Below are 6308 nucleotides of genomic sequence, written 5' to 3' on the forward strand. Positions count from 1 at the left end.
TGTTGGGAACCGTCTTTTTGGTGGTCGTCAGTATGGATTGAACATGCAGTTTTGCAATGCGGTGGACGGATCTCCGGCCTTGGTAGCCAACAACATGATCGGGAGCAGCAGCAGCGGTCAAACGGTATTTTTGTACTACAACACCTATGTAAATTTTTACCACAACTCGGTGCTGAACACCAATACGGGAGAAGCGATCCAATACAACGGACTGGCATCGGCTGGCAACAGGTTGAAGAACAACATTTTCAGGGCCAATACGGGTCAGGCGGTTTTTGTGAGCAACAGTACGGGTCTGGTGGAGATGGACTACAATGACCTGTTTACCTCGGGGACGTATGTGGGAAGATGGGGTAATTCTTACGCATCTGATCTTTCCTCTTGGAAATCTCTTTCTTCCCGAGATGCAAATTCCTTAAATGAAGATCCTTTATTTGTTTCTGACACGGATTTAACTCCGCAAAATCCTGTTCTTACTGAGGCCGGAACTGATTTGACAGACTTTGTTTCTACTGATATTGATGGAAATCCAAGGACTGTTCCGGTAAGTATCGGGGCAGTGGAATTTGCCCAAGCGGGGGAACCTTTGATCGGCGAATATACCATTGATCCAGCCGGTTCTGGAGAGCGGAATTTTATGTCTTTTGCAGCTGCCTCTGAGGCTTTGCGACTGAATGGAGTGGCAGGGAAAGTTGACTTTTTGGTGGCCGATGGTACCTATGAAGAGCAGTTGAATTTCGGTATAGTACCCGGTGCGTCTTCTGACTTTTCTGTGAATTTCAAATCAGCAAGTAATGATCCTTTGGCAGTGGTTATTGTCCACTCAGACACTTACACCCTAAAGCTGGACAATGCAGAGCATTACAGTTTCTCGAATTTAACTTTCAAAACCTTGGGAACAGCTCAAGTGGCTCAAATAAGGAATCGAGCGGTAAATCTGATTTTTGAAAACAACATAATCGAAAGTCCAGCTACTACAAATACTTCTGCTATCAGAGGAAGTATAGATATTTCCGGAACTTTCACCGAAAATATTAAAATTGTTAAAAACAAAATTTCAGGAGGAGCCTATGGTATTTATGTAAAAGGTGCGAGTTCATCATCAAAGGCTGGTCAAATAATCGTAGCTGAAAATGAATTAAATGATGTCTACTTCCGGTCTATTTATTTGAATTATACCGAATATCCACAAGTAATTGGAAATACGATCAGTACATCCTCTTCCGCTGATCAAATTGCCATTTTGATTGAAAATACGTCTGGAGGATCGTTGGTTAAGAAAAATAGGGTATCCAGTAATTTGGGCAATGCACTAAGAATAGTCAATGCTGCGGGAAGTACAGCTAATCCAAATTTAGTCTATAATAATTTCCTTCAAGGAAGTGGAAACAACCGTACGGTTTACTTTTCAAATACCAATCATCTTTTATTCTACCATAATTCTGTTTGGAACCAAGGTAGTGGAGATGCCATAGAATATGCTTCCAGCGGTTCGAATAATCAGTTGGTAAATAATATTTTCCAGGGAACTAATGGCTACGCACTTCGAATTGGTGCGACAGGAGCATTTACCACAATAGATAATAATAACCTGTTCACCATGGGGACTTTTCTGGGTAGATGGGGCAATGCGGATACTTCAGACCTAGAAAACTGGAAATTGACTTCAGGTCAAGATGCTAACTCGCTTACTGTGGATTCCAAATTTATAAGTGCCACAGATTTGACTCCGCAGGAAGAAGCTTTAGCGGTAAATGGTACGGATTTGACAGCCATCGTATCAGATGATATCAATGGAGTACCTCGATTTGTACCTGTAAGTATCGGTGCAGTTCAGTTTTTCTCTGAGAGCGGAAGAGATTTAGCTTTGGTTGAAATTTCGACTCCTAGTTCTGCCTGCTTGCTGACTGATCAAGAACAAGTGACAGTCAGGATCACAAACGTGGGAAGTTCATTTGCTGGAAATATCTCTCTTTCATATCAAATCAACGGAGGATCGGTGGTGACAGAGGCTTTGCCAGCATCTGTAGTATTAGCACCCGGGCAATCATACAATTATACTTTTGAGTCCCAAGCGGACCTTAGTATGAAAGGAGAGTACTCAATATTAGTTAGAATAGTGGAAGATGATGAAAACCTGACCAATAATTTATTAGAGAAAAGTTTGACTCATTTCCCTGAACCAATCGTCACACTTACTCCGGATACAGTAATTTGTAAGGGTGGTGGAGTATTCCTTTCAGCAACTGGTGGAGTTTCTTATTTCTGGAATAATGGAGTTAATTCTTCGGCTCAGTTTGTTTATCCTGAAGTAACTACAACCTACACGGTGTTTATCACTGATGAAAACGGCTGTACGGTAGAGCGTTCAGTAACAGTTACCGTAGAATCTGTTCCGGAAATTTTTGTCGTAGGAAGTGGAGAATACACAAATCGTTTCGTGTCCCCAGAGGTAGGAACTAGCGCTACTGAATTTGTTTTCAGGTTTAAGTATGTAGAAAAATCCGGCTATTTACCTGAGTCCGGTTTTCCTAAACTCACCTTGAGAAGTTTCTTAGAGACTCGAGAACTGATCATGGAAGAAGAAGATCCTGCTGACCAAGATGTTACGGATGGGAAAATATATAGAATAAGTGCTAATAACCTCACTGAAGATGCAGATTGGGAAAGCGAGATAAGAGTAAAGCATAGCGAAGGCTGTGAGGTATCAAGTGGATTTCTATCCCTGCCGCTGGTTTCAAGCGACTTGTTGGATGTAGCCATTTTTGCTGATGATATTTTATTCAGTGATAATGCACCAGCAATAGGTGAGGAATTTACGCTCACAGCTAGGGTAAGAAATACCTCTGATTTCCCTGCTGAAAACTTTATTGTATCTCTCTACGATGATGATGTGTTCATCGATTCAAGAACGATCCAATTTTTGGGTGCGCAGTCAATAACAGAGATAAGTTTTAATTATAGTTTTCTTACCCCTGGATACCATGAGGTCAAAGTTGTTCTAGACGATACGAATGTTCTAGATGAGAAAAACGAGCTTAATAATTTTGCCATCCGATTCTATGCATTGCCTGAAGGTATCAATGTCACAGCTGGCTTAAATAATTCTGTTATTTATCCAGGAGGTTCTTTCACGCTCTCTGGTGTGGCAAATTATTTCGGACTTGATCCATCTGTTACCCCGAAAGTTTCTGGAGCCACAGTTAGGATTGTCCTAAGTGATGGAGGAGAATTCACCACCTCGACTAATTCCAATGGTGGTTTTTGGAGGTCCTTTACCGGTCCTTTGGATTTAGGCGTATATACTTTATCCGGTGAGGTGGATGATGGAAGGTATATTCAGCCATTTGGCCCCTATGTTTTTGAAGTGGTTGAGGATGATCGAGAAATCATCCCAAAACCCGATTTGGCAGCTTCAATTATTGTGGACCAAAAAGTAGGAAGAAATCATTTTCTCAGAACTGAGACAATAACAGGCGTTGCAAAAATTACCAATAGAGGAGATGCTCCTGCTGAGAATTTTGTGTTCCGATACACTTCCTGTGAGTGGGTAATAGGCGAGGTGTTTATCCCTATTCTTCAACCGGGAGAATTTATTGAGTACCCATTTGTTACCTCTATTTTGAATGATGACTTGTTAAATACTTGTAACAGTTCTCTTGATTATTGTTCATTCACAGCTATTGCAGATCCTTTGAATGTAGTAGAAGAAAAATCCGAGGCAAATAATTCGGTAAATCAGAAGTACAAAATATATCCAGAAAAGCCTGATTTATTACCTAGTTACTCCGCTTCAAACCGCATTAGTCAGAACTTATACTCCTATAATTTGGAGGATGATTATACAATATGGATTAGTGCCCGAAATCTTGGTGGACTTCCAGTAGAAACACCGTTTTCCATAAATGTATATATCAATGATAATTTGGCAGATTCAAAATTGATTTCGGACCCTGTTGCTGTTTGTAGAAATATTTCTTCTTATAAGGTGACTTTCAAATTTGAAACAACTGAAGATAAGGTAGTTCGAATTGTTGTAGATGATCCGCTTGGAAGTGGAGTCATCGATGAGTATGATGAGGTTAATAATGTTACCGAAGAATTTACCCTTAAGTATGTTCCTAAAAGGCCAAATATAGTAGTTCAGGATTATTGGTTCAAAGTAGAACCGGCAAATCCAAAGCCTGGCGAACAGTTTAAAATCAAAACCTATTTTAATAATAGTGGGGAAATAGATGTGATCCCTCCCTTCTACAATTCATTTACACAAAATGAAAATGGTGTTGAGACGGTTTTTGAAAATCAAATTCTTGACACCTTGAAAATTCGAGAAAGAAGGGCGGATAGTATCTTCACCAGTATTTCAGCTTATGGAAATAATTTAATAACCTATCGTACTGACTCAAGGTCAGAGGTTATTGAATTGTCTGAATTTGACAACGTAGCATCTGCGAAATTATGTACAGAGTTGTATCCTCAAGTAAGTTTGAATTCCAATAGTTGGTTAGGTGGTTTCCAGGTGTTTACTGAGCAATTCTTAACTGTATATGTTAGAAATGATGGCCTTTTTGAAGGGGAGGATGTTTCAGTAAAATTCTATCTGGATGATGTTGTAATTGGCTCTACTGTATTGGATAAGGTGCCACAAGGAGGAAGTTGGGTTGCTCTCCCATATATTTTTACAGAGGCAGGTACTTTCACACTTAAAGTTATCCTAGATGAAGAAAACACCATCATCGAATGTAACGAGGGGAATAATGAGTTTAGCAGACAAATCACGATCACTACACCGGGTCCGGACTTGAAAGTCGAGACACAGTTTATCTCTCCGTCTAAACTGAATCCGGATTTAAATGAGGAAGTGAATTTCTTTGTTTCCTATGAAAATATCGGGGTAGTTCCTGCCGGTCCATTTAAGGTTAGGTTATTAGTGGATGGAATTCAATTGGGTGAAGATGTAGAGGTAAGTGGATTGGCGGCTGGTGAAGATGGAACAGTGGCTATGACTACATCTTATTCCTCCGCGATTGGCGGCTTGAAACCCGTGGAAGCTATTGTTGATGTGTTGGAAGAGCAAGCTGACCCGAATAGAAGAAACAACACAGCTATAAGAAATATTTTTGTGGGAGATGCTCCTAATCTTCGATTTGCAGGCTTGTTATTCAGTAATGACTGCCCGGAATCTGGTGAGGAAATGACCGTAACCGCTAAGGTTGTCAATGAAGGTGATGTGGGAACGAATTCTACCCTAAAACTTTATTATAAATCAGGAGAAGCAATTGACTTAATTTCGGAAGAATCTATTTCTGTAGATCCAAGAGATACAATTGTAGTGAGTGTTCCTATAATTTTGCTTAGCAATACTTTTAGTATTTATGCCGAGCTTTCTGGTGCCAATCCAATCGAATACAATGATTTGGACAACACTATTGAGCAATCATTCTGTCAAGAAACAGTTCAATATGCTTTAAATACCAGTGTAATTGGTCAGGGTATTATTCAAAGAGAACCAAATCTTAACCTTTATAATGAAGGTTCAGATTTGATGCTCACTGCAATACCTGCAGAAGGTTGGAGTTTTGCTCAATGGTCAGGAGATATTTCGGGAAATCAAAACCCTTACCTTTTTACGATTAACCAAGAATTTAATGTAGTAGCGGAGTTTACAGAAAACTATCGTATCAGGCTAAAAGTCACCAATGAATCCTGTTTTGAAGCTGCAGATGGGCGTCTTGAAGTGGACATATTTGCCGGATTAGCTCCTTACACTGTAGAATGGTATAAAAACGGCGAGCTTTTGCCTGATTCAGGTACAATCATCAGTAGCCTTTCTGCAGGGTTGTATGAGGTTCGTGTCACTGATTCTAATTCGGTTACTTTGACAGAGCAGGAAGAAATCATTGTGGGTGACTTCCAATACCCAATCGTGGTAATTCCTACAAATGTTTCTGTCTTCTTGGATCAAAACGGTCTAGGTTCCCTTTCAATTGAAGAAATAAATGATGAGTCCTTTGATAACTGTGGAATCAAATCCAAATATTTTAATGACGGTTTAGCAACACTCGATTTCAATTGTACAGATGTAGGACAGACTATTTCGGTTGATTTCAAAGTTGAGGATACTAATGGAAATGTTTCTGTAAAATCATTTAATGTAGTGGTTTTGGATGAGGTGAAACCGGTTATCACGAATGTTCCATCGGATATCATTATTGACAATGATCTGAATACTTGCGGAGCGGTGGTGACTTGGGCCGAGCCTCAAGCAGCTGACAACTGCGGAATAGAAGGCTTCTCTTCTGACCAGG

At 40.0% G+C, this 6308-nt stretch carries 1 protein-coding gene; it reads left to right on the forward strand.

The genetic code is table 11. From position 1 onward, the window contains the following. On the forward strand, positions 1-6308 hold a 6308-nt coding region (locus tag G458_RS21105), incomplete at both ends, for a CARDB domain-containing protein (protein ID WP_035468432.1).

The sequence above is a fragment of the Algoriphagus mannitolivorans DSM 15301 genome, from assembly GCF_000429425.1.
Lineage (GTDB): Bacteria > Bacteroidota > Bacteroidia > Cytophagales > Cyclobacteriaceae > Algoriphagus > Algoriphagus mannitolivorans.